Below are 23743 nucleotides of genomic sequence, written 5' to 3' on the forward strand. Positions count from 1 at the left end.
GCCGGCCGCGCATCTTTCCCGGCACGAAAATTACCGCACGCCTTAGGCGGATGCCCCTCACCGGGTTAAAGGAACCTGTCCCTATATTCCGGCGGCGCCACCCAGCATTCTTCACGCTTTCCGAACCAACGGTAGCGATTGCGTGCGGCATAACGATAAACGGGATCGCGCAAAAATGCGGGAATGATGCGCAGCACGGCGAGCAGCCGCCACGGCATGCCCAGCGCCTCGTAGATGCTCAAAACCGCGTCGCTGTCCTGCCGCACCCTTTCGCCTTCCACGACAAGCAGGCTGACCGGATCCTTCGGGTCCATGCCATGTCGCCGGTAAATTTCCGCACCGACGTCTCCCTGCATGGATGCCAGCCGGAAATATCCGGCCTTGTCATGCCGCAGCACGAATTGCGCATTCACGGAACACAGCACGCATTCGGCATCGAACAGAATGATCGGGTGGTGTCGGTCGCCGGTCGAGGGCGATGTGCTTGCCATGCGTCGCAGGTCCTTTTGTCGATCACGAAGCGATCTCGCCTGCGATAATCTCGCCAGACGGCACAGTCTACGGCTTGGGAAGGGGAAACACCATCGAAACGGTCAATCCCGGGCAGGCCGCATTCGAGGCGTCCGTGTCCGAAAGCACGAGCGATCCGCCATGCAGTTCCATCACCGCCTCCACCAGAGACAGGCCAAGCCCCGTGCCGGGTTTGGAGCGGCTTTCGTCCAGCCGCACGAAGCGTTTCAGCACCTCGCCGCGTTTATCGGCGGGGATGCCGGGGCCATGGTCGGCAACGGAAAGCACGATGGCTTCCGGTTCCGTCACAAGGCGAACGACGAGTTTCTTGTCACCTTCACCCTCGCAGGCATATTTCATGGCATTGTCGATGAGGTTTGACAGCGCCTGTCCAATCAGCTCGCGATTGCCCTTTACGGACAGGCCAGGCTCGATCTCAGCCGCAAGCACAAGCCCGGCATCCTCGGCCACCGGCTCGTAAAGCTCGGCGCTGTCGGCGGCGATTGCCGACATGTCCACATCGGTCATTTCGGCAGCAATCGAGCCGGCCTCGACGCGGGAAATCATCAACAGCGCGTTGAAGGTACGAATGAGCTGGTCGGATTCGGCAATGATGCCCTCGAGTGCGGAGCGCCTTTTCGTCTCGTCATCGTCGTCAAGTGCTGCGGCCGCCTTGTTGCGCAGCCGCGTCAGTGGTGTCTTGAGGTCGTGGGCGATATTGTCGGAGACCTGCCGCAAACCCTCGTTCAGCTTTTCGATGCGGCCGAGCATGGCGTTGAGCGAGCCGGAAAGCCGGTCGAATTCGTCGCCGGAACGGCCCTGCGGAAGGCGCTGCGAAAGGTCGCCGGCCATGATCTTCTTGGTCGCCGCCGACATGCGGTCGATACGTTTCAGCGCATTGCGGCCGATGCCGAACCAGATGAGCAGCGCGCCGCCGCCCATGATGGCCAGCGCCACCATCAGCGCGTTGCGCACCAGCGCCCGGAACTTGGTCGGCTCACCAAGGTCGCGGCCGATCAGGATGCGCAGGCCGTTATCCAGCATGAAGACATTGGCGGTGGCGAGATGCTGGACGCTGTCGCCGCTTTCGGAATAACGTTCATAACGAAAGGGGAAGCCCGTCCAGCCCTCCTTGTCGAAGACGCCGGGCTGCACGGAGGCGACGTTGCCGGCAAGGATTTCGCCGTTCGGCCCGGCAATCACGTAGAGGCTCGCTCCCGGCTGACGGGCGCGGCGCTCCATCATCCGCAGAAGTGGGTTGATGCCGCCGCGATTATAGATGCGCTGCACATCCGATACTTCCTGCAGCACCGCGTCGCGCGTCTGCTGGTTCAGCAGCCGTTCGGAAAGGGCGGTGACATAAAAGACGAGGAAGGCGGCGCAGAGCGCAAACAGCAGGATATAGAGCGCCGAAAGGCGCACCGCTGTCGACCGGAACACTATTCTGAGGCGGGCCATTTTCGCCAATCAGCCCTCGTCCTTCATCATGTAACCCGCGCCGCGAATGGTCTTCAGCAGCGGCTTCTCGAAGTCCTTCTCGATCTTCGAACGCAGGCGGGAGACATGCACGTCGATGACGTTGGTCTGCGGATCGAAATGATAGTCCCAGACATTTTCAAGAAGCATGGTGCGGGTCACCACCTGGCCGGCATTCTTCATCAGATATTCCAGCAGGCGGAATTCACGCGGCTGCAGCAGGATTTCCTTGCCGCCCCGGCGCACGTCATGCGACAGCCGGTCAAGCTCAAGATCGCCGACGCGGTAGACCATGTCCTGCTCGGGCTTGCCCTTGCGGCGGCCAAGCACCTCGATGCGGGCGAGCAGTTCGGAAAAGGCATAGGGTTTCGGCAGATAGTCATCGCCGCCGGCGCGCAGGCCCGTTACACGGTCATCCACCTGCCCCAGCGCGGAAAGGATCAGAACCGGCGTTTCGATGCCGCGCCGGCGCAGCTCGCTGATGACGGAAAGCCCGTCGCGGCGCGGCAGCATGCGGTCAATCACCATGACGTCATAGGCATTTTCGCAGCCCATGAACAGACCGCTCTCACCATCGCTCGCGTGGTCGGCAACGATCCCGGCTTCGCGGAACGCCTTGGTCATATAGGCCGCAGCCTCGAGGTCGTCTTCAATGACAAGAATCTTCATGTGCGGGACAATAGCGCCCTCGCCCTTTTCCGCACAACCGGAAACAGATGCGACAGACATTTCCTGAACCTTGTTTTCCATGAGGTTTCCTCCGAAGACATGGCCTTGAGCACTATCGCGCTTCAAGGCGGAACAATCGCCTATGGATCAGGCGGGTGCCGCTTGTTTCTTCTCCCCGCCGGGGAGAAGTCCGCGGCAGCGGGATGAGGGGGCGACGTTCGCGATAGATCGAGAGGTTGCCCCCTCATCTGCCCCTTCGGAGCATCTTCTCCCCGGCGGGGAGAAGAAACGGGCCGCAACGCCCTGCCATACTCAACCGCCCCATCTCAAGAGCGGGATACGATGCCGGCCTCTCAAGGAAACCGGCATCGTCATTCGAATTATCAACCCTGGTCGATATCCAGAGCGATGAAACGGCTGCCGTCGTCCGTCTGGATCTGGAACAGCGCCTTGGAGCGACCGTCCTTCTTGGCCTGTTCGAGGATTTTCTCGATATCGGCGGCGGAAGCGACCTGCTGGTTGTTGACGGAGGTGATCTTCTCACCCGTCTTCAGGCCACGGGCAGCGGCGTCGCTGTCGGGATCGACATCGGTGATGGCAAGGCCGTTGCCGTCATCGGCGGGCGAAACCGTCAGGCCGAGGCTGGACAGGACCTTCTCGCTGGAAGACTGGCTGCCCTTGTCGTCGTTCTGGGTCGGCGTCGCCTTGGAAGCGTCGTCGCTTGCGAGATCACCAAGCGTCACCGTGACCGACTGCGACTTGCCACCGCGCCAGAGCGAGATTTCGACCTTGGCATTGGGGGCCATGCCACCGATGCGGCGCGACAGGTCGCGGGCATCCTTGACCGGCTCGCCATTGACGGCGGTGATGATGTCGCCCTGCTTGATGCCTGCCTTGTCGCCCGGCGAGCCGGCCTGCGGCGAAACGACGAGCGCACCGCTGGCTTCGGAAAGACCGAGCGATTCGGCGATATCCTTGCTGACAGGCTGGATCTGCACGCCGAGCCAGCCGCGTTCGACCTTGCCGTCCTTCTGCAGGTCGGCGATCACGTCCTTGGCGACCGATGCCGGAATGGCGAAGGCGATACCGACATTGCCGCCGGAGGGCGAGAAGATGGCGGTGTTGATGCCGACGACTTCACCGTTGAGGTTGAAGGCGGGGCCACCCGAGTTACCACGGTTCACGGCCGCGTCGATCTGCAGGTAATCGTCATAGGGGCCGGAGCCGATATCACGGCCACGGGCGGAAATGATGCCCGATGTCACCGTGCCGCCGAGACCGAAGGGGTTACCGACGGCAACGACCCAGTCACCGACGCGGATCTTGGTGTCATCGGCGAATTTCACATAGGTGAACTTGCGGTTCACATCGACCTTCAGCAGCGCGAGATCGGTGCGCGGATCGCGGCCGACGAGCTTGGCATCGAGTTCGGTGCCGTCATTCATCACGATCGTATAGGCGGAACCGTCATCGACCACGTGATTGTTGGTCACGACATAACCGTCTTCGGAGATGAAGAAACCCGAGCCCTGAGCGACCGGGCGCAGCGGACCCTTGCCGTCACGGTGGCGGTTCGGGCCACGCTCGGAACGGTCCTGATTGGGGCCGCCAAATTCCTTGAAGAAGCGCTTCAGCGGATGATCGTCCGGCAGTTGGTCGAGACCACGCCCGCCGAAGTTGAAGGAGAAGTTGCTGGAATCATCGGAAGCGGGCTGCACATTCGACTGTACGCGAACGGAGACGACAGCGGGCGAAACGGCATCAACCACATTGGCGAAGCTCGGAACCTGCGGCGCAGTCACCTCGACCGGAGCGGCAAGGGAATGGACGATCGGTGCTGCAATGCCGGTTGAGAGCATCAGAGCGGCAAGGCCGCCAACGGTCGTGGCCTTCAGAGCCGTCTTCAGCGAGGCCGTCTTCAGTGAGGAACGTCCGTTTTGCGATTGAGACATGGTGTACCTTCTTTCTTCATTCAGACTGGGGCCCGTTTGACCGGGATGGAAGCGGTGGATGATGAAGATATAGGAGGCAACACCTTACGGCGAAGTGTCTGACGAATGAAAAATCCGTAATGTTGAAAAAGAACCGGGGACCGACATGGAAATCGGTTATTTTTCAATGAGATTGCGAATTCGCTCTTCTTCGTCCGCGCTCAGTGTTTCCGGCCGTTCCTGCGTTGCCCGGCGGCGCGAAAAGATGAAGACGGCAAAAACCCCGGCAAGGGTGAGGCCGATGGGCGCGCCCCACAACAGCACGGTACGAAGGCTGAGGCGCGGTTTCAGGAGCACGAACTCGCCATAGCGCGACACGACGTAATCGATGACCGCCTTGTCGCTGTCGCCCTCAACCAGCCGTTCGCGCACCAGAACGCGCAGATCGCGCGCCAGTTCGGCATTGCTGTCGTCGATCGACTGATTCTGGCAGACCATGCAGCGCAGCTGCGAGGTGAGGTTTCTGGCGCGCTGTTCCAGCACGGGGTCTTTCAGCACCTCGTCCGGGTTGAAGGCGAAGGCAGGAGAGACTGCAAACAAGAATACGAGAAGGAGCGTAAGTCCCGCCACAACCTCCCTCATTCCTGTGCTTGTCACAGGAATCCAGCCAGCCCAAGTCCTTGGGCTGAAAGGAGTCTTTCGCCGCGCAGACGCGCGTCGGCTGGATTCCTGTGACAAGCACAGGAATGAGGGTAGCAAGGCCACACTCATTCCGCCGCCTCCGGCATCGCGGCCGTTTTTGCCGGCTTTGCCTTGCGGTTCGGCGCACCCACCCGCAAACGCCTGTCGGAAAGCGAGATGAAACCACCCGCCATCATGAACAGCGTGCCGCCCCAGATGCACAGGATGAAGGGTTTCCACCAGATGCGCACCACCATGCCGCCATCGTCCATGGGGTCACCCAGCGAGACGTAAAGCTGGCTGAGGCCGAAGGTCAGGATGCCGGCTTCCGTCGTCGGCATGCGGCGCGCGGTATAGAGCCGTTTGGACGACCAGACATCGGCCACCTCCACACCGGCCTTGCGGATGGTGAAATGGCCGCGATCCTCGGTGAAGTTCGGGCCGACGGCATGGCGGATACCATCGAAGGTAAGGCTGTAGCCGCCCGCCTCCGCCACCATGCCCTGTTTCATTTCCAGAACCGTTTCGGTCTCGAAGGTGGTGACAATGACTATGCCGAGCACGGTGATGCCAAGCCCCATATGCGCCAGCGCGGTGCCGAAGGCCGAGCGCGGCAGGCCCTTCAGGCGACGGAACGCGATACCCAAGGCCAGTTTGCCGAAATTGGCGCGATACCAGAGATCGGCCAACGCGCCGAGGATCAGCCAGAAACCGGCCGCGATGCCGAGCGCCGCCAGCACCGGACCGCCATTTTCCACATACCAGAGCGTCAGCCCGGCAAGGGCAGCGATGGCCGCCGCCACATAAAGCCGCTGGAAGGCGCCCAGCAGATCGCCGCGTTTCCAGGCCAGCATCGGGCCGAAGGGCGTGACGATCAGGATCGGGATCATCAGCAGGCCGAAGGTGAGGTTGAAGAATGGCGCGCCGACCGAAATCTTTTCGCCCGTCAGGGTTTCGAGAATGAGCGGGTAAAGCGTGCCGATCAGCACGGTTGCGGTCGAGACGGTCAGGATCAGATTGTTGAGAACGAGCGCGCCCTCTCGCGAGATCGGCGCGAACAGGCCGCCGGCTTTCAGCGAAGGCGCACGCCATGCAAACAGCGCGAAGGCTCCGCCGATGAAGATCGTGAGAATGCCGAGAATGAAGATGCCGCGGCTCGGATCGGTGGCGAAGGCATGGACCGAGGTCAAAACGCCGGAGCGGACGAGGAAGGTGCCGAGCAGCGACAGGGAAAAGGTCATGATCGCCAGAAGCACGGTCCAGATTTTCAGCGCCTCGCGCTTTTCCATGACAAGCGCCGAATGCAGGAGCGCGGTTCCGGCAAGCCACGGCATGAAAGAAGCGTTTTCCACCGGATCCCAGAACCACCAGCCGCCCCAGCCGAGTTCGTAATAGGCCCAATAGGAACCCATGGAGATGCCGGCGGTCAGGAAGGTCCAGGCGGCAAGCGTCCATGGCCTGACCCAGCGCGCCCAGGCCGCATCAATGCGCCCTTCCAGAAGGGCTGCGACAGCGAAGGAGAAGCAGACGGAAAACCCGACATAACCGAGATAAAGCAGCGGCGGATGGATCGCGAGACCGAAATCCTGAAGGATCGGGTTCAGGTCCTGCCCCTCGGCCGGCACCGGCTCCAGCCGCAGGAACGGATTGGAGGTCAAGAGGATGAACAGCAGGAAGGCGACGGAAATCCAGGCCTGCACGGAAAGCACATTGGCTTTCAGCGTTTCCGGCAGGTTGCGGCCAAAGACGGCAACGAGTGCGCTGAAAAACACCAGAATGAGCAACCATAACAGCATCGAGCCTTCGTGGTTGCCCCACACACCCGTCAGCTTGTAAAGCGTCGGCATCAGCGAATGGGAATTTTCCCAGACGTTGCGAACGGAAAAATCCGAGACGGCATAGGCCCTTGTCAATGCAGCAAAAGACAAGGCCACCAGCAGGAACATCACGATGGAGCCGAGCGAGGCGACATCCATCAGCGCCCTGTCGTTGCGGCGCGCGCCGATCACCGGCAGGGTCGAGACGATCAGCCCGACAGCGAGCGCCAGAACCAGAACATAGTGGCCGATCTCGTTGATCATTTCGTCGCTCCGGTCTTGTCGGCCGAAGCCCCCTCCGTCGCAGCGCCCGAAGGCTGTCCGCCCTCTTCCGTGTGCTGCCACAGGCCCTTGTCCTTCAGCCGGTCGGCCACTTCCTTCGGCATGTAGTTCTCATCATGCTTGGCCAGCACGCTGTCGGCCACGAAGCCGTGGGTGGCGGCATCAAAAACGCCTTCCGTCACCACGCCCTGCCCTTCGCGGAAGAGATCGGGCAGGATGCCGGTATAGCTGACCGGCACGTTCGCTTCGCCGTCGGTCACGGTGAAGCTCACCGTGCGGCCTTCGCCGCGCTTGACGGAGCCTTCCGCCACCAGCCCGCCAAGGCGAATGCGGGTGCCGGGATCGACCGGCGTCTTCTCCAGATCGGCCGGCATGTAGAAATAGGCAATGGACTGGCCGAAGGCGAACATGACGAGCAGCACGGCTGCAACGATGAAGCTCATGCCGCCGCCGATGATCGCCAGTCGTTTCTGTTTGCGGGTCATTGCGTCACTCCCTGCGGCATCGCATTCTGCGGCGCGTTCCCCCGAAGCGGCCCGGCGGAAACGCCCAGTTCCTTCGCCAGCGCCAGAAGCTGCCTGCCCTGCTCACCCTCCGGCGGGAAAGCCTTCAGTCCCGCCCGCAGGGCCTCTCCGGCCTTGGCTTCGTTCTTCAGCACGGAATAGGCGCGCACCAGCCGCATCCAGCCCTCAAAATCAGCCGGGTTATCCTTCAGCTTGGCGTCAAGGCTTGCCACCATGCCCTCGATCATCGCCTGCCGGTCGGCAGGCGTCATGTCGTTTGCCGCCGCCACGTCACCTGCGGTCGGGCCGGGTGCGGCAGGGGCCGCCGCGCCACCGGTCCGGGCAAGGTGTTCGCGCACCAGCGGCAGCCATGGCGCGCCGGCCGGCGCATCGGCGGCCAGTGCGGCAAAGGCTGCACGCGCCTCTTCCGCCTTGCCCGCCTGCTCCAGCGCAAGCGCCAGGTAAAAGCGGGCGCGCGGATTGCCGGACTTCAGCCGCTCGGCCGCAGCAAAAGCGTCGCGCGCGGCCTCGATGACGATACCATCATTGCCCGCCACCAGCGTCTCGCCAAGGCCCGTAAGCCGTTCCGGGCTCGATCCGAGAAGACGAATAGCGTTGCGATAGGCAAGCTCGGCATCGCCGAGCCGCATCGTCTTGAAATAGATCGGCGCGAGAATATCCCAGCCGGCACCGTCATTCGGGTTCTCCGCCAGATGCCTTTCGGCCCGGGCGATCAGCAGGTTCATGTCGTTGCCGGGTTTTTCAAGACGTGCCTCGAGCGGCATGTCCGGCGCATCCGGACTGCCGTTCCAGATGTAAACACAGAGCCCGAGCGCCGGCAGCAGCACGGTGATGAGGGTCGCGGCGAGATTGTGCCTCAGCGGTCGGCTGCTGCTCTCAGCATTTTGTCCGGCATCGGCAGCGGCAAGCAGCCGGCGGCCGATTTCGGCGCGGGCATATTCGGCCTCCGTCTCGCCGATCAGGCCTGCGGCGCGTTCACGGTCCAGTTCGGCAAGCTGGTCGCGATAGACGGCGACTTCGCCGTCGCGGCGCGTCTCAGCCACCTCGGTCTTCCGCATCAGCGGGTACATCAGGACGATGGCGACAGCCGCCGTCAGTATCGCAACGACAATCCAGAACATAAGGCTCAATTACTCGAATGCGCGGCACATGGAAACATGAAGCGCGGCAATGACGTGAATTTGAGACATCACGCCGCACCGCCAGCACATTCCGCCTGTGCCGCCATGCCTCTTCCTGTCATTGCGCGGGGTTCGCGACCTTGATTTACGTCAAAGTGATTAGGTCAGGGGAGACCAGCTTCCATCGGCATTGCGGCAGGCCGCGCCGCGCACCCTAGTTTCGCGCCCGTCAACCGTCAGGCTGTGGGAATATTGCCGGCAATTCTGGTTGCCGACCTGATAGGGCGCATTGGCGACCACCTGACCCTTGGCGTCATCGCCGGTCCAGGATACCGGCGTGCCGACCGGGGCCGTTTCCAGCGCCTTGTATTCGGCTTCCAGCGCCTTGGTCTGGTCGCCCCTGTCGAGTTGCACGCCGCTTCGCCCGACAATGCCACCCTCAAGATTGGCAAGGAAAGGCGTCGAAGGCTGCGACGATCGGCCGAACAGGCCGCCGCCCGACGGGCGGGTGCCCGTGGTGGTGCAGGCGCTCAGCATCGAAACGCACAGGATAGAGAGAAGTGCCGGGCGTGACACCAGCGAACGCATCGTCACGGAGCGACAGCCATCATACACGTCAACCAAACCCTGTCCTCTTCCTACCGCATCGCACCTAATATGCTACCATTGAATTTCTTGCTTTTTTTCTTGCCTCACGCAAGCTCTTTCGAGAGGCCCGGCAAAATCAGATCGGCTTTCAGCCCACCGATGCCGCTGCGCGACAGCGAAAAGCGGCCATGGTACTCTGACACCACCTCGGAAACGATGGAAAGTCCCAGTCCGGTGCCCGGCCGGCTTTCATCAAGCCGTCTGCCGCGCTTCATCGCCTCGCTGATCTGTTCCGGCTCAAGCCCCGGCCCGTCATCCTCCACCGTCAATTCCACCCAGGAACGACGGGCGATTTCCGCATCGGAGGACGGGTGGGTGCCGGTCGCAAGCGTGACGACCACGCGCGTCTGTGCAAAACGGGCGGCATTTTCGAGAAGATTGCCGACGACCTCTTCCAGATCCTGCTGCTCCATGCCGAGGACGGCGCCGGGCTGCTCGAAATTCAGCACGAACTGCTTGTCGGGGTTCAGGCGGCGCATCACGCGCACCAGCCGTTCCAGCGCCGGTTCCGCCTCCACGCGGGCAAGGATCGAGCCGCGCTGGGCGGCGATGCGGGCGCGGGAGAGATAGGATTGCACCTGCGCCTGCATGGCATCCGCCTGCGCGCGCACCAGATCGCCATGCTGCGGTTCCAGCGTGCGGGCCTCGTTCAGAAGGACGGCGATCGGCGTTTTCAGCGAATGCGCGAGATTGCCGACCTGCATACGCGCGCGCTCCACAAGCCGGCGGTTGCTGTCGATCAGCGCGTTCACCTCGTTTGCCAATGGCTGGATTTCGCGCGGGAATTCGCCTTCGAGGCTTTCCGCCTCCCCGCCCCGGATCTTGCCGAGCGCGAGGCGAGCCTGATCGAGCGGTCGCAGACTGTAGAGAATGGCCAAACCGTTGACCACGAGACTGCCGACGCCGAAGACGGCAAGCGCCAGATAAAGGCTGTTGGAGAAATCGCGCACATCGTCTTCGACGACATTCAGATTGCCGGAGACGCGAAACCGCGCCGCGCGGCCCTCGCCATCCAGCACGACTTCCGTTTCGGCGACACGCACCTTGTTGCCCGCCTCATCGGTGACGGCGTAAAAGCGCTCATATCTGTTATCGAAGGGAGCGTCGAGAATGCTCGGCACCGGCAAGGAGGACACGCCGAGCGAGGAGGACACCAGCGGTGCGGTCTGGAAATTGCCGAGCGGCTCCACCACCCAGTACCAGCCGGTATCGGGCTGCGAAAACCTGAGATCGCCCAGCTGCGGGCTGCCGGCAAGCGTGTTCTCGTTGGAAATCGTCACGGAATTGATGACGTTGTAAAGCTGGGCGCGCAGCAGATCGGTGAAGCTGCGCTCCACGCCCTGCCGGTAGAGCGTCGAAATCACGACGGCGATCACCACCAGCGCCAGCGCCGACCAGGCGGAGGCGAGCAGCAGAACGCGGGCGGTAAGAGAGTTACTTCGCATCTGCCGGCGCTTGCATCCGGTAACCGAGACCACGGATCGTCTCGATCAGATCAACCCCGAGCTTCTTGCGCAGACGTCCGACAAACACCTCGATCGTGTTGGAATCCCGGTCGAAATCCTGGTCGTACATATGCTCGACCAGTTCCGTGCGCGAGACGACCTCGCCCATGTGATGCATGAGATAGGACAACAGGCGGAACTCGTGCGAGGTGAGCTTCAGCGTCGTGCCGTTGACGGTCGCCTTGGAGGATTTGGTGTCGAGCCTGACCGGACCGCAGACGAGTTCGGAGGACGCATGGCCGGCGGCCCGGCGGATGAGCGCGCGCACGCGGGCGAGAACCTCTTCGACATGGAAAGGCTTGGTCACGTAATCGTCGGCACCGGCATCGATGCCCGCCACCTTGTCGCTCCAGCGATCGCGGGCGGTCAGGATGAGGACCGGCATGGCCTTGCCCGCCGCACGCCATTTCTCGACGACGGTGATGCCATCGAGCTGCGGCAGGCCGATATCGAGAACGATGGCATCATAGGGCTCGGTATCGCCGAGATAATGCCCTTCCTCGCCGTCAAATGCCTGATCGACAACATAACCGGCCTCTTTCAGAGCATCGGTCAGCTGACGATTGAGATTGGCATCGTCCTCAACCACGAGAATACGCATTGTCCGCCCTTTCCTTCCGTCCCGGCCCGCGCGCGCGTCGCCGGTCATGCTAATTATCTCGGATTGTTTTCCGATATTTCGGCGATGCGGGCAAGGCTACATCGGCACGCGCATCGTCACCTTGCGCGGGCGCTCGCCATTGCCCTGGACGAGAACGGTCACGACACAGGACTGACCATCGCCGGAGGGATAGACAGAAAGAAGCTGGCCACCGGTTTCGCGCACGACACGTGCTACGGCTGCGCCGCAATCGCTGGCAGCCAGGATGTAATGGCCCTGCAAATCAGCCTCGGGCGCCGTGAAACCGGAGAGCCCGGCTGCAAGCGTCGCGATGATGAGAGGTGATGCCATTGAACAAACTTCCACAGAAAACCGGGTGCGTCTCGAACCCTATTGTGACCGAATATGTAGCGCAAAGCGTCTGAATGGCAAATGAATGCCGCCCCCGACGCCACGACGCACGGCGGGAACGGCATGGGCACGGGCGCTGTCAGTGGATGGCGCGGGTTGCTGAAAGGCGGCCGTAAAGCGCGATCAGGCCGCCAATTCCGCCCGCAACCGTCACCAGCCCTTCCGCGAGCTCACCCTGCAGGCCGGCAGGCAGGTTAAGGCCGGCGATGCTGAAAAGCGGTGCGAAAACCGCAATCAGCGCGCCCCAGATCGTGCGCGATTGATACCATGGCTTGGTACTCTCCATAATCTCGTCCTTTGCGTTGTTTTTCAGGTGGTTGTCAGAGCGGGAGAAGGGCTTGCGCCGCCACTCCCGAGGGCACCGCGCGGCCAAGCTGGCGGACACGCACGGAAATGTGATCCCGCAAGGTCGGGAAATCTGTGAGTTCGGCTGCCGCAGAGTATAGCCAGAAGGGTTCGGAGACCTCCACTGCGCGTCGAACGGCCCCGCTATCGAGTACTTCCACGCGGTAGCGCTCGAACGGTTCGTCCAGCGGTATGTCCGTGGCATCCCAGCCATCGGCCTCCATTCTGCCCCGGCGGATCCAGCGCAGCAGAATGCCATCCCTGCGCCGCTCGCCGAAAAGATGCACCGGCGCAAGCGGCGTTTCAGCCCGCAGACCACCCTCGAAGGTAAAAGGCCCGGCAGGCGCGCCCGCCCTCCCCGCTGCCTCGGCAATCCAGTTCAGCCGCCTGCCGCGCTCGCTTGCGGCAAGGCCGAGCGGCTGCACGGCCGCATCCAGCACCACGACCGGGCTTCCCGCGGGCGTATCCGCTGCCAGCGCATCGTCCGTGCCGCCAAGCCCACGCAGCAAAGTTGAAAGCCGCCAGCGCCAAGGTGCGATTTCCTCCGCCCGTGCAAAAGCGGCGATCTCCCACACGCCGTTTGCAGCCTTGAGCGCGATCCGGTTCTCACCGTTCAGCACCGAAAGCTCCGGAGCCGAGGAAAGCTCTCCGAAAGGCAGATCGATCAGGATGGTGTTTTTGCGGTCGAAACGGCCGATGGGGCCGGGCATCAGCGGCATCGCCAGCGCGCCGATCATCGCGGGGCGATCCAGCACCGCGCGCTGCCGGTAACCTTCCGTGCCGGGCGATGCGGAAACGATGATTGGACGCCAGGGTCTTGCAAGGACGGCGATCCGCGCCGAATCCTCCGGCGCGATGCCGTCATGGCGCGGCAGATCGAGAAACAGCACTTCCGGGGCGAAACCTTCCGCACCGCTCGCGCCGTTTGTTCGCCGCTCATCCGCAGCGCCCGCGAAAACAGAGAGGGCGGCGGAAAACGCGCGTGCCTCGACCTGCCGCACAGCACCATCCTCGATCCGGCTGACCAGAAACCGCCCCGCCAAAGCTTCCGGAAAAGCGTCCTGCGGCAGGCGGATACAATCGCCGGGTTCGAGAACGACATCTCCTGGCGGCAGCGCAAAACGCAAAGTGCGCCGGGCCTGCCGATTGTCGCGCAACACGGCATCAACCGCTGCTTCCGCCGTTTCCGCCGGCAGGGCCGCGTTGAGGTCCAGCCGCACGACGCGGCTACCGGCATTGTCAACGCGGCGCGAACGCACGCTTGCCTGCTCGTAATCGAGCGCTGGATTGAACGAGGTCAGCACGGCTTCAGCGGCAAAATCGCTGTCATGGCCGCGATTTTCAGACCATAGCGGCTCGTCGTCCAGATCGGCAAGCACGGGAACGTCGTGGACAGGCAGGACCGCCGTATTGCGGGAGCGGAAACGCAGGGTTCCGCCATCTTCCGCCACATCCACCTGAAACGCCGTCACCAGCGGCTCAAGAAGGTTGCGGGCGGAGGTGACATCGCCCTGGACATAGCCGGTCAGATCGCCGCTGACGGCCGAGACATCGAAGCCGGAAAAGCCATGGTCCGTCAAAATCGCAGCCATGGCATCGGCAAGTGTGGCCGTGCCCAGCCGGCCGTTCAGCCAGTGGCCGGTGCGCCAGTTGACGCCATCGCTCCAGGCCGCGCCATTCTGCGGAAAGGCGGGAAAGGGCCGCGCATCCCAGGTCCACAGGTAGACCCGGTTCTGGTCCACCATCGCCACATCGCCCTCGCCCGTCCAATGGTCGAGATGCGCCTCCAGAAACCGCCGCTGCTGGCTGTCGGCGCGGCTTCTGCGGGAAAAATAGGGAAAGGCGTTTTCCGCCGATTTCGGATCGGGAAACACATTCGGGCGCGTCGCACTCTTGTCCACCGCCGGGCAGCCGAGTTCGGTGAACCAGACCGGCTTCGAGCCGGGCACCCATGCGGTCGGCGTCAATTTCTCCGCACCCCGCACCCGGTCAAAATGGGCATTCTGCCACCAGCTCCTGATGTCCTTGTAGCGGAACACCCATGGCTTTCCCTTCAACCCATCGGTGATGGGCGTGCGCCGCCGCGCCGCGCGGTCCGCGTCGCTCGCGTAAAACCAGTCGAAGCCCTCGCCCGCCGCGATCGCATGGCGGAAGGCGGCGGCATCGTCCGGGCCGGTCATGCCATCAGAATTGCCGTTTGCAGCATCCTCGTCGCGCCAGTCGGAGAGCGGCATGTAATTGTCAATGCCGATGGCATCGATATCCGGGCTTGCCCAGAGCGGATCGAGGTTGAAGAACACATCACCCGAACCATCGGCGGGCTGATAACCGAAATATTCGCTCCAGTCGGCACCATAGGTCAGTTTCGTAACCGGTCCGACGAGGGCGCGCACATCCGCCGCCAGCCGCATCAGTTCCTCCACGAAAGGAAAGGCATCGTTGCGGTCGCGCAGGCTTGTCAGCCCGCGAAGCTCCGAGCCGATCAGGAAGGCATCCACCCCGCCTGCCTGCGCCACCAGCGCCGCATAATGCAGCACCATGCGGCGATACCCTTCAGTACGGTTGCAGAAGGCGGAAATCTCCGTGCGCACGCCGTCGCCACGGTCGGGAGAACCGGCCCTGCCGGGTGCCGGAAAACAGGTGATGCGTCCGCGCCAGCCATAGGCGTCCTGCTCGCCTTTGCCATAGGGGTCAGGCAGGCCGTTGCCATCGGGTACATCCATCATCACGAAGGGATAAAGGCAGACCTTCAGACCACGCGCCTTGAGGTCGGCTATCGCCTGCACAACACTTTGATCATCCGGCGTTCCGCCATAGGCGGGACCACCCCCGTGGTGGCTGACGAGATGCGCTTGCCCGCGTGAAACACCGGCGACGGACCATGGTGCACTTTCCCTGTCGCGACCTGCCACTTCCACGCCCGGCACAATGCGGCATTCACCCGCCCGCATGTCGGTGCCGAACCAGCTTACCACCAGCGCCACGCTTTGCAGATTGGGGCACAGCGCCTGCAATTCGTCGATCGCGGCCTGCCAGTCGGTCAAGGCCGTCGGGCCGTTGCGGTTCATGATGCGGCTCTCGCCCATGCCGGTGCGTTCCGAAACCTGCGCCGTCGCGTAACCGTGTTCCGTGGCACCGGGAATGACGGTGATGGCGCGGATGGCTTCTTCCAGTCTTCCGACCGGCCGCACCACTTCGAACTGCATGAACGGAATGCGGTTGCCATAGCTGTCAAGCGGCAGGCGTTCGAACACCACATAGGCCAGCCCGCGAAAGGCGGGGGCATTGCCAGCACCCTGTTTTGCCTCGATCAGCGGATCGGGCAATTGCGTCTCGCTGCCGGGATAAAAGCGCATCTCGATGGCGCTCAGGTCCAGTTCCCGCCCATCGGCCCAGACGCGTCGCACCATGGCCGCCTCGCCCTCGCACAGCCCGACGGCAAGATTGGCGAAATAACGATAGGTCTCGACCTTCGGGCCGCGACTGCCCTTGCCGCCGCGACGCTCCACCGCGATGCTTTCCTCGAAACGCGTCGCCCAGATCAGCGTGCCGCCGATCCTCGCCGTGCCGTAAAGCCGGTTGATCGCAGCACCTTCGTCCGCGCCCGGAATCCGTGCCGTCGAAAGCCGGGCGCCGGACATCGTCCGCCCGTTCGAAAGCAGCGCGCGGTCGACGGCATTGCCCGCCAGCGCGCCGGCCGCGCGGCCGATGATGGCACCCACGGGGCCGAAAACGCCACCGAGTGCTGCACCCACCGCCTGAAAGAGAATAGTCGCCATGCTCGCCTCGGAAAAATATCAGGGATCGGGAAAACGGAAGACGCCGGCAATGCGCCGCTTCCAGCCGGGCACCAGCGCAGACCGCAGCACCGATGCCTGTTCATAGGCATGGATGAAATGCTGAGGCCCTGCGAAAATGCCGAGATGTTTGGCCGCGGCATCGGCTCGCCATCGAAACAGCAGCAGATCGCCGGGCCTCGCCTCTCCCATATCCGGCACCGCTGAAAAGTAACGTTCCGCCGCCGCCATCAGCCGGTCCTCTCCGCCGCGTTCGGCCCAATCCGGCGCATAGGACGGCGGCAGTTCCGGTTCCTCGCCGTAAAGCGCACGCCAGATGCCCCTGACGAGACCCAGGCAATCGCAGCCGACGCCCTGCAACGATGCTTGATGCCGATAGGGCGTGCCGATCCATCCTTCAGCCAGCGCCAGCACTCTTTCTCCGGTGCTCTTCATGGAAACAACGCCTTGCCGTCATGGCTCTGGCCGCCGCTGGCGTAGGAATAGGCGAAATCCGCCCCCGGCAGATGTGGAAAGCCGCGAAAATTCAAATGATTGGCGAATTTCGCCTTGCAGGTCGGAAAACTCTTGTCGCAGCCGGCGATGACTGAAAAAGCGTCACCCGGCAACGGCGACTGTTCCGGAGCCAGCCAGAAGGACAGACGCGTGCCGCCATCGCGCTTCTCATGCCCGTCGAGATCGAAACTCTTGCCGGTGAGCCCACCGGTCAGAAACCGCAACTTTCCCCGGCTGAAGAAGCCTTCGGCAAAAGCATCAAGCCCGGTGGCTGAAAGGTTGCCCGCCGCATCCACTCCCGTCACGCTGCCGCTGCCGGTGAACCGCGCCAGATCGGCACCGCAGCGCCGGTCGCCAAGGGCGGCATCGCAGCGCCGGCCATAGACCCTGCCCTGCGGCTGGGAGAGACGGTGCGCGATGCTGCGCAGTTCAGCGCGAAACGCACCGCCCGCCCGCGTCACCTCGCCGATCTCGCGCATGTTCAGCAGCACATGCTGTTCCGGCGCCTGCCAGTTGACGAGGAAAAGCTCCACCTTCGCGCCATCGAAACGCCCGGCTGCCAGCTCGCTTTCGGAAATGACCTCGCTCGAAAAGCCCCCCGTCACCTCGCCCGCACTCGCGCCCAGCCCCGTTTCGCTGTCGCTGTCGCTGGCCCCGAAACCGCTTGCGGCGAGGTAGGTCACACCGGCGAAGGAAAGGGCCTCGTCATGGTCGGTAAAACCGATCGCCGCGCCGTCCTTCAACGTCACCTTCCAGCAATGGCATGTGGTTGTGGCGTCTCCACTCAAATGCGCGGCAAGGGCGGGAGGGACAATCTTCATGGCAGGATTTCCATCAGCGGAATGGAGGGAATGCGGCCCGCCTCGAAGGCGGTCAGGTTCACGTCGATGCGGTCGATCGCAAACCGCACCGGCACGTCGAATTCGAAACCGGCACGGATCGCCGAACCGGCTGTCGGCACCCGACCGGCGCGAAACGTCACCATGCCGGTCGCATGATCGACCGAAAAATCCGCCGGCAGTGCTTTCACCCCATCGACGGAGAGGACGACCGAAGCCTCGACCGGTTTCTGCACCCGCCGGCTGAAGGATCCACCCGCATCGCCATAGGTCTTCACCAGCTGAAAGCCCGCCGTCACCCCGTCGCCGGTGCCAATCCTCTGATCGGTCGCGGCGGGTGCCGCGCCCGGCGGGCAGGATTTGAAATCCACCGGATCGCGAAACCGGAAGCCGTAAAGCTCCCCGCGCCGCGCCTCGAAAAAGGAAAGCACCTCGTAAAGATCGGCAACGGAGCGGAGGCCCGACCCCGCATCATAGGCGCGCCTGGCATTCTTCCAGCGCTGGTTGCGGTTCTCCCGCCCGTTGGAAAGGTTGACGATATCGGTTCGCCTCACCGGCCCGCCGCTCACGCCGAGCGCGAGCCGCAGCGGAAACCGCACTTCATGAAATGCCGCCATGTCGTTGTTCCTGGATTCTTTTTGATGGTCTGGGAAAGATGGAAGGATCACGCTCGACTCAAAGGTCGGGCAGTTGCGTCATTCGCTTTCCCTCATCCCTGTGCCTGTCACAGGGGATCCAGCCAGCCCAAGTCTTTGGGCTGAAGTGAGTCTTTTCGCCGCGCAGACGCGCGTCGGCTGGATTCCTGTGACAGGCACATGAATGAGGACAGGCAGGAGGGGCAATCCGTCACAAGCCGCGCTGGCCCCGCCCGACGCTGCGCGCCAGCATGGCGGCAATCTGGCCTTCGCTTTTTCTGAAGCTCGCCGCATCCGTCGCCGTCACGTTGAAAACGATCTGCGCGCCACCTCCACCGGCCGGTGCGGCGACACCGAGAGCCCCATCTGAACCTCGCTTCAGCGGCAGGATAGCCTCGGCCCCCGCCTCCCCCATCAGGCCAAGCCCTGCCCCCATCGGAAAGAAGGCCGGGCTGGAGACCACGCCGCCATCGGCAAAAGGCGTGATGCTTCGTCCCGGCACGCCGCCGTCGGCAAAGGCGAAGAGCGAGCCGCCACCGTTCAAAAGCCCGCCGACAGCATTGCCGATCATGTTCTCCAGCGGCTTCAGACCGGCGGAAAGCGCCATGCCGGACAGCCGTTCCCCGAGCCCGCGCAACACATCATCCAGCCCTTTGCCGCCCGTCACCGCCGCCTGCATTGCGGAGGTCAGCGCCGTCCCGAACCGCTCGGAGCGCCACTCGAGATCACCCATCACATCCACCAGCGCTTCCGCCTGCTCACGGCTTTCCGCAATCGATCCTTCGCCTGCCATCGCGCTTGCCTTTCTGATTCAACTGAGGAATGCATGATGCTGAAACGGCTTCGAAAAACGGGCCACTTCATCGCACACTCTTTCAAAACCTAACTTCTTGGGTTATAGTCCTCATGGTCACGGTTCTACGTCAGCACGGGATGCGCTTCGTCATCTACACGGCCGATCACGAGCCGCCGCATGCCCATGTTTATGGCGAGGGTGAAGCGCGCATTGATCTCGTAAACCTCACCGTCATCACGCAGGGCGGCATGTCTGACAGGGATGTCCGGCGCGCTGTCGATATAATCGAGGAAAACAGGACCCTCTTTCTTGAAACCTGGAGGCACTATCATGGTTGAGGTCAGCGACGCCGAACTGGCCGCCGCCCGCGAGCGCTGGCAACAGGAACGCGCAGAACGCCCCGTTCCGGTTTCGGTGCGTTTCGAAGCGGCATCGGCCCGTGTCATCGTCGATTTCACCAATGGCGCCTGTTTCATGTTTCCGGTGCGGGCGCTGGAAGGACTGCAAAATGCCACGGCAGAACAGCTTGCCGAGGTCGAGCTTCTCGGCGAGACAGGACTGCACTGGGAAAGTCTCGATATCGACTACACGATTAGCGGGTTGATGAACGGCATCTTCGGCAGCCGGTCTTTCATGGAGGCGCAGCGCAAGGGCGGGCAATCCCGTTCGGAGGCCAAGGCTGCCGCCAGCCGTGCCAATGGCGCAAAAGGCGGGCGCCCGCGAAAGGTGCCCTGACCTGCTTACCCATCCGGAAACCGCCGCATCATCGTCTCCATCGCCAGACGGTCGATGGTGCGGGAAATGGCGCGCGCACCGCCCGTCATTGCAAAAAACTCCCTTGGCGTCAGGCGCCAGAAGGTTTCGGAGGAAAGCCGCAGCAGGCATAAGCCGGTGTGTATCACCGCCTCCCAGGGAAACGGGCGTGGTGCGCCATCGTCCGCCTCACCTGCCGCGGCGCTCAAGGGTCCGGCGGGGTCTCTCCTCTTGGGCGGGCGAATGTCGCGGTCAGAAGATCGGCGACGATGGCGGCGTGGCCGGCGATGCCGCCATCCACGGTGGCTGAGGCCACATCCTCATCGGAAAACAGGTTGCCCGCACCGCGCAGCCCCGCGCCGATGACACGGATCATGTCGGCGGCCTTCATGCGCCCGCCTGCAAAGCGTTCGGCAAGAGCGGTGAGATCATCAGCCTGAAAGGCGGTTTCGAGTTCGGCGAGAGCGCCGAGCGTCAGGCAGAGGATGCGCCTTTCGCCGTCAATCTGCGCCTCGATCTCGCCGCGATGGCGGTTCGCGCGCCCGTAACGCAGTCCTTGCGGCATCACAGCGCTCCGAAGTTCAGGAGACCGGCCGATTCCAGCGCAGTCTCGAATTGCACCTCGCCATCGTGGCGGCCGGAATATTCGAGCGCGACGATCTGGAACGGTCCGGTGATGGTGCCGAAATCGGGAATAACGATCTGCCACCCCGGAATGCTGCCTGCGAAAAACGCGCCACGCACCAGCGCGTCGCTCGCCAGGTCCTTGAAAATGCCCGACGCCGTCAGCGACGCCCGCTGCACGCCGGCGCCGGCCAGAAGCTCGCGCCAGCGACCGGCGCTTTCCCCGTCGGTTATATCCACGGCCTGCGCGTTGAAGGCCAGCCGCTTGGTCCTCAGCCCCGCCACGGTCACGTAGGAACCGGCATTGTTGATCTTCAGCAGCAGGTCCTTGCCCTTCTGCGCCACCATGGTGTTCTCCCTCTCGTGTCGATGAATGCCGTTTCGATGGATGTCGTCTCGATTGATGTTGCCGGGCCGCAAAGGGCCTGCTACCAAAACTATTCCCGCATCTCGCACCCGCGATTTTCATCATGTCCGACGCTGCCCCCTTCACGTCCCGCGCGCGCCTTATCGGCGTGCTTGCGGTTGGGCAGATCGTCAGCTGGGGCAGCGGTTTCGATATGCTTGCCGTGCTCGGGCCACGGATCGGGCAGGAACTGGCCATCGCAAACGAGGTCGTTTTTGCAGGCCTCACCGTCATGATGACAATCAGCGCGTTGTGCGGCCCTTATCTTGGAAGAACGCTCGTGCGCCGCGGCGCAGCGCCCGTCCTTGTGGCGGGTTCGTTGCTGTTCACCGCCGGTTTCGTCGTGCTCGCCTTCGCGGGCGGCGTCATAAGTTACGCCATCGGCTGGGCGGTGATCGGTTTTGCGGCAGCCTGCGGCCTGACGACAGCGGCGCACGCCGCGGTGGTGGAACGGGTCGGTGCGGAAAGCGGCCGGTTGCTGACGCTTCTGATGCTGTTTACCGGGCTTTCTGCGGCGGTTTTCCTACCGCTCACCGCGCTTGTGGCTGAGCACTTCGGCTGGCGCGGCACCCTCATCGCTTACGCCTGTCTGCAACTCTTCGTTCTTCTGCCTCTTTATGTCTTCGTCCTTCCGGGACGCCCGGCCCGTAAAACCGCAAAGTCAGGGGAAGCGGCCGCGATTGCGCCATCGCCTGTCGACACAAAACGCGCCTTTCTGCTGCTGGCCGCAATGACGACGATCAGCGCCTTCACGACCTTCGGCCTGTCGCCGCTGCTGCCCCTTTTGCTGGTGCAGGCGGGCGCATCGCAATCGCTTGCCGTGCAGCTGGCAGCGGCGCGCAGCGTGCTTGCGATTACGGCGCGCGGGCTCGATTTCCTGCTTGGAAAACACGGCAACCCTTTTGTAACGGCCATGATCGGTTTCTGTCTGCTGCTGCTATCGCTTTTGCTGCTGCTCGCTTTTGCGCCCGCCATGCCCGCTTTCATCGCCTTCATCGTGTTTTTCGGTTTTGGCGCGGGCGTGCTCACCGTCAGCCGGGCCGTGTTGCCGCTGGCGGTGTTTTCACCCGAGCAATATGGCCTCCAGGCAGCGCGCATCTCGCTGCCGCAGAACCTTGCCATTGCCGTGGCTCCCATCATCTTCACGCTGGCGCTGGATCGTGGCGGGGTATCGGCCATGCTGATTATCGCCTCGGTACTGATCGGCATTTCATTTCTGCTGCTGATCGTCCTGTGGAGAGCCGTGCGCAAGCAGGGTTCGTGAAACAGAATTACTCCGTCACCGCCCTGAAACGCATTTCCGCAAGGAAATTCCGCGTCTTCGGCTCCCGCCGCGAGCGGCTGGAGAGGAATTGCAGAGCGACGAGCGAGACACCGCTTAGCGGAAGGGTCGCATCGTCGAGCAGGATTTTCACCCGCGCTGCGATCTCAGCCGCGCGCTTGCGGCCATTGGCATCGCTCCAGATTTCCAGAGTGAGAAAATGCTCTTCGGACTTTTCCGTCGCGGTCGAATAATCGCGGCTTTCAAGGTCGGCGATGACGACCAACGGCAAGAGCCCGCGCGGTAAAAGCCGGTCGACAATGCCGCCGGGGATGAGCGCCGTCAGCGCCGCGTCGCTGCCAAGCCTTGCGAAAATCGCCTGCAGAAGCGGGTTTGCGGCGCTCACGGGTTTTCCTCCTCGCAGCGGCAGACGATGAAGCGGCCGGTCTCGTCCGGGTCCATCACCGTGCGGATTGCCAGGACGCGCCGGCCCTTGCGAAAGCGCATGCCAGCGGCAATGTCGTTGCGATGGGCCAGCCAGACGCGGTGGGTGATCGTCACGCCCTCGGCCGAGGCGCGTTCATGGGATGCATCCGATACGGGTTCGATTGCGGCCCAGAGCGAACGCAGGACATTCCAGCTTTCCGCAGCACCGCCCTGCCCGTCCGACGTTTGCGCGCGCACTTCCAGCTCCAGCCGTGCCGTCAGCTTGCCGGGGTCGAGAAAAACTAGGTTCATGGCTTAAAGACCCACACGGCAGAAAGGCGACACCAGCCGCTCATAACCGGCAGGAACGCCCGCCGGCTGGTTTTCCAGGGCGACGGCGCCACGAAAGGCGAACATCTGGGCCACATGCATCAGCATGGCGCGTTTCAGCGTGTCGGGCACATCCGTTCCCGCCTCGCCGTAGCCGGCAATGAAGTCGATCTCGATGCCATTCATCGCCCGTCCGGGAGCCGGCGGATCGCGCAGCCACAGCCTTGCAGGCCGCGTCTCGCCGTCGAGCAATCTGTCGGCGGCGGTGATGTCGGTCGGGCGCCCTTGACCATCAAAAACCAGAATCGTTTCGATGGCTTGCACCGGTCCCTTGCCAATCGGAATCACGTCGCCTGGCGGCCATCGGTCGAGATAAAGCCGCCATGTCTGACGCAGCAGGCAAAGGCCAGTTGTGCGTTCCAGATGCTCGCGGGCGGTGCGGATCAGTGCGGCGAAAAGTGCATCTTCCTCGCCGGCGTCGAGACGCAGATGCGCCTTGACCTCGGCAAGCGTCAGCGGCTCCGCCTGCGGCGGATGAATGAGGGCATAGGTCATGGGGTCTCCGGAAAGGAATGCAGGTAATCACATATTGCGCGAGCGGGCGCGGCTTGTTTTTTCTCCCCGAGGGGGAGAAGGTCGCGGCAGTAGGATGAGGGGGTGACGTTAGCGATAGACCGAGAGCTTGCTCCCTCATCCGACCCTTCGGGCCACCTTCTCCCCGGCGGGGAGAAGAACAAGGCCGCAAGGTCTGCGGTCAATTCGCCACGAACTTCCCAGGCTTGATCACCTCAAAATTGTGCACACCGCCGCCCACGCGCTTGATGATGGTGCGAGCGGTCGCCGCTTGTTTCTTCTCCCCG

27 protein-coding genes are annotated in these 23743 nt (G+C 63.1%); 3 read left to right on the top strand and 24 right to left on the bottom strand.

The genetic code is table 11. From position 1 onward, the window contains the following. Nucleotides 1-65: 65 nt before the first annotated feature. From OK142_RS03970 to OK142_RS04055, 18 genes are all read right to left on the bottom strand, one after another. Nucleotides 66-491: a thiol-disulfide oxidoreductase DCC family protein gene (locus OK142_RS03970; protein WP_498681171.1), complete on the bottom strand. Its 426-nt coding sequence runs from the start codon at nt 489-491 to the stop codon at nt 66-68. A gap of 67 nt (nt 492-558) precedes the next feature. Continuing rightward, complete coding sequence (locus tag OK142_RS03975) at nt 559-1968, bottom strand: sensor histidine kinase (protein WP_498681724.1); 1410 nt, start codon at nt 1966-1968, stop codon at nt 559-561. A gap of 9 nt (nt 1969-1977) precedes the next feature. Continuing rightward, the gene (locus OK142_RS03980; protein WP_174029043.1) at nt 1978-2736 is read right to left on the bottom strand and encodes a response regulator transcription factor; all 759 of its coding nucleotides are present in this window, start codon (nt 2734-2736) and stop codon (nt 1978-1980) included. 302 nt (nt 2737-3038) lie between these two features. Beyond that, nucleotides 3039-4607, bottom strand: a complete 1569-nt coding sequence (locus OK142_RS03985; RefSeq protein ID WP_498681172.1) for a Do family serine endopeptidase — start codon at nt 4605-4607, stop codon at nt 3039-3041. Nucleotides 4608-4763: 156 nt separating this feature from the next. Then, nucleotides 4764-5228: a cytochrome c-type biogenesis protein gene (locus tag OK142_RS03990; RefSeq protein ID WP_498681174.1), complete on the bottom strand. Its 465-nt coding sequence runs from the start codon at nt 5226-5228 to the stop codon at nt 4764-4766. A 125-nt stretch (nt 5229-5353) separates the two neighbouring features. Beyond that, entirely contained in the window at nt 5354-7348 is a 1995-nt protein-coding gene (locus tag OK142_RS03995) for a heme lyase CcmF/NrfE family subunit (RefSeq protein WP_498681175.1), read from the bottom strand. After that, entirely contained in the window at nt 7345-7851 is a 507-nt protein-coding gene (gene ccmE, locus OK142_RS04000) for a cytochrome c maturation protein CcmE (RefSeq protein ID WP_035218206.1), read from the bottom strand. The genes OK142_RS03995 and ccmE overlap by 4 nt, the downstream gene beginning before the upstream one ends. Beyond that, nucleotides 7848-9011, bottom strand: coding sequence for a c-type cytochrome biogenesis protein CcmI (gene ccmI, locus OK142_RS04005; protein ID WP_498681177.1), 1164 nt, complete (start codon nt 9009-9011; stop codon nt 7848-7850). Before ccmI ends, ccmE begins: the two co-directional genes overlap by 4 nt. A 159-nt stretch (nt 9012-9170) precedes the next feature. Next, on the bottom strand, nt 9171-9599 hold the full coding sequence (locus OK142_RS04010) for an RT0821/Lpp0805 family surface protein (protein WP_003497058.1): 429 nt from the start codon (nt 9597-9599) through the stop codon (nt 9171-9173). Between the two features lie 104 nt (nt 9600-9703). Then, entirely contained in the window at nt 9704-11104 is a 1401-nt protein-coding gene (locus OK142_RS04015; protein WP_137037329.1) for an ATP-binding protein, read from the bottom strand. Next, complete coding sequence (locus OK142_RS04020; RefSeq protein ID WP_003509815.1) at nt 11094-11765, bottom strand: response regulator transcription factor; 672 nt, start codon at nt 11763-11765, stop codon at nt 11094-11096. The genes OK142_RS04015 and OK142_RS04020 overlap by 11 nt, the downstream gene beginning before the upstream one ends. A gap of 96 nt (nt 11766-11861) precedes the next feature. Next, on the bottom strand, nt 11862-12116 hold the full coding sequence (locus OK142_RS04025; protein ID WP_003497070.1) for a hypothetical protein: 255 nt from the start codon (nt 12114-12116) through the stop codon (nt 11862-11864). A gap of 139 nt (nt 12117-12255) precedes the next feature. Beyond that, nucleotides 12256-12462, bottom strand: coding sequence for a hypothetical protein (locus OK142_RS04030; RefSeq protein WP_003497071.1), 207 nt, complete (start codon nt 12460-12462; stop codon nt 12256-12258). Between the two features lie 34 nt (nt 12463-12496). Further along, entirely contained in the window at nt 12497-16300 is a 3804-nt protein-coding gene (locus OK142_RS04035) for a baseplate multidomain protein megatron (RefSeq protein ID WP_498681179.1), read from the bottom strand. Between the two features lie 18 nt (nt 16301-16318). Next, nucleotides 16319-16753: a C40 family peptidase gene (locus tag OK142_RS04040; RefSeq protein ID WP_498681180.1), complete on the bottom strand. Its 435-nt coding sequence runs from the start codon at nt 16751-16753 to the stop codon at nt 16319-16321. Then, entirely contained in the window at nt 16750-17634 is an 885-nt protein-coding gene (locus tag OK142_RS04045) for a phage/gene transfer agent baseplate hub protein (RefSeq protein WP_498681182.1), read from the bottom strand. The genes OK142_RS04040 and OK142_RS04045 overlap by 4 nt, the downstream gene beginning before the upstream one ends. Next, nucleotides 17631-18269, bottom strand: coding sequence for a phage distal tail protein, Rcc01695 family (locus tag OK142_RS04050; protein WP_498681185.1), 639 nt, complete (start codon nt 18267-18269; stop codon nt 17631-17633). Before OK142_RS04050 ends, OK142_RS04045 begins: the two co-directional genes overlap by 4 nt. A gap of 229 nt (nt 18270-18498) precedes the next feature. Continuing rightward, nucleotides 18499-19080 (bottom strand): phage tail tape measure protein, encoded by a 582-nt coding sequence (locus tag OK142_RS04055; RefSeq protein ID WP_498681187.1) that lies wholly within the window; start codon nt 19078-19080, stop codon nt 18499-18501. Between the two features lie 113 nt (nt 19081-19193). Between OK142_RS04055 and OK142_RS04060 the strand changes: the two genes are divergently transcribed. Together OK142_RS04060 and OK142_RS04065 are read left to right on the top strand one after the other, a co-directional pair. Next, nucleotides 19194-19421: a DUF4160 domain-containing protein gene (locus OK142_RS04060; RefSeq protein ID WP_035242734.1), complete on the top strand. Its 228-nt coding sequence runs from the start codon at nt 19194-19196 to the stop codon at nt 19419-19421. Beyond that, the gene (locus tag OK142_RS04065) at nt 19414-19818 is read left to right on the top strand and encodes a DUF2442 domain-containing protein (RefSeq protein WP_003497079.1); all 405 of its coding nucleotides are present in this window, start codon (nt 19414-19416) and stop codon (nt 19816-19818) included. Before OK142_RS04060 ends, OK142_RS04065 begins: the two co-directional genes overlap by 8 nt. 5 nt (nt 19819-19823) lie before the next feature. Here OK142_RS04065 and OK142_RS04070 read toward each other — a convergent pair whose 3' ends face one another. Genes OK142_RS04070 through OK142_RS04080 form a run of 3 tightly spaced genes read right to left on the bottom strand, consistent with a single transcriptional unit; the run spans nt 19824 to nt 20808 of the window. Then, entirely contained in the window at nt 19824-20045 is a 222-nt protein-coding gene (locus OK142_RS04070) for a rcc01693 family protein (RefSeq protein WP_035242735.1), read from the bottom strand. Next, nucleotides 20042-20401, bottom strand: coding sequence for a gene transfer agent family protein (locus tag OK142_RS04075; RefSeq protein ID WP_035242736.1), 360 nt, complete (start codon nt 20399-20401; stop codon nt 20042-20044). Before OK142_RS04075 ends, OK142_RS04070 begins: the two co-directional genes overlap by 4 nt. Continuing rightward, entirely contained in the window at nt 20401-20808 is a 408-nt protein-coding gene (locus OK142_RS04080; RefSeq protein WP_003497085.1) for a phage major tail protein, TP901-1 family, read from the bottom strand. Before OK142_RS04080 ends, OK142_RS04075 begins: the two co-directional genes overlap by 1 nt. A 122-nt stretch (nt 20809-20930) precedes the next feature. Here OK142_RS04080 and OK142_RS04085 point away from each other — a divergent pair, with 122 nt between their 5' ends. Next, nucleotides 20931-22130 carry an MFS transporter gene (locus OK142_RS04085; protein ID WP_498681192.1) on the top strand — a complete coding sequence of 400 codons (1200 nt, stop codon included), beginning with the start codon at nt 20931-20933 and terminating at the stop codon, nt 22128-22130. 7 nt (nt 22131-22137) lie between these two features. Here the strand turns inward: OK142_RS04085 and OK142_RS04090 are convergent, their stop codons facing one another. Genes OK142_RS04090 through OK142_RS04100 form a run of 3 tightly spaced genes read right to left on the bottom strand, consistent with a single transcriptional unit; the run spans nt 22138 to nt 23438 of the window. Beyond that, nucleotides 22138-22533 carry a DUF3168 domain-containing protein gene (locus OK142_RS04090; RefSeq protein WP_498681193.1) on the bottom strand — a complete coding sequence of 132 codons (396 nt, stop codon included), beginning with the start codon at nt 22531-22533 and terminating at the stop codon, nt 22138-22140. Beyond that, on the bottom strand, nt 22530-22865 hold the full coding sequence (locus OK142_RS04095; protein ID WP_498681195.1) for a phage head closure protein: 336 nt from the start codon (nt 22863-22865) through the stop codon (nt 22530-22532). Before OK142_RS04095 ends, OK142_RS04090 begins: the two co-directional genes overlap by 4 nt. Nucleotides 22866-22868: 3 nt before the next feature. After that, nucleotides 22869-23438, bottom strand: coding sequence for a head-tail connector protein (locus tag OK142_RS04100; RefSeq protein ID WP_498681197.1), 570 nt, complete (start codon nt 23436-23438; stop codon nt 22869-22871). Between the last annotated feature and the right edge of the window lie 305 nt (nt 23439-23743).

It is taken from the genome of Agrobacterium sp. BT-220-3 (assembly GCF_025910175.1).
Taxonomy (GTDB): domain Bacteria; phylum Pseudomonadota; class Alphaproteobacteria; order Rhizobiales; family Rhizobiaceae; genus Agrobacterium; species Agrobacterium oryzihabitans.